Source organism: Mesorhizobium sp. M7A.F.Ca.CA.004.06.1.1, assembly GCF_003999135.1.
Taxonomy (GTDB): domain Bacteria; phylum Pseudomonadota; class Alphaproteobacteria; order Rhizobiales; family Rhizobiaceae; genus Mesorhizobium.
In genome coordinates this window covers 1-450 of sequence record NZ_RZPQ01001454.1, presented here as the reverse complement: position 1 = coordinate 450, position 450 = coordinate 1, and the positions used below count along the sequence as shown (strand labels likewise).

At 62.0% G+C, this 450-nt stretch carries 1 pseudogene; it reads left to right on the top strand.

Features of this window, described 5'->3' with window-relative positions:
- Nucleotides 1-450, top strand: a pseudogene (locus tag EN906_RS36895) (BMP family ABC transporter substrate-binding protein); the annotation flags it as partial.

Sequence of the window (450 nt, the reverse complement as noted above, 5' to 3'; positions counted from 1 at the left end):
CGACAAATCCTTCAACGAGGCTGCCTACAACGGCGCCGAGAAATTCAAGACGGAAACCGGCACGGCCTACGTCGAATTCGAGGTCTCCAATGCCTCGCAGCGTGAGCAGGCGCTGGCCGCTTCGCCGAGGACGGCCGCAACCCGATCGTCATGGCCGGCTTTGCCTGGACGGACGCGCTGACCAAGGTCGCCGCCGAATATCCCGACCTGAACTTCGCCATCATCGACGACCAGGTCGATCTGCCGAACGTGCGGTCGCTGAAGTTCAAGGAACAGGAGGGCTCCTACCTCGTCGGCATCCTGGCGGCGATGGCCTCTAAGTCCAAGAAGGTCTCCTTCGTTGGCGGCATGGATATCCCTCTGATCCGCAAGTTCGAATGCGGCTATGTCGGCGGCGCCAAGTCGGCGGGTGCGACTGATGTCATCCAGAACATGACCGGCGACACGCCG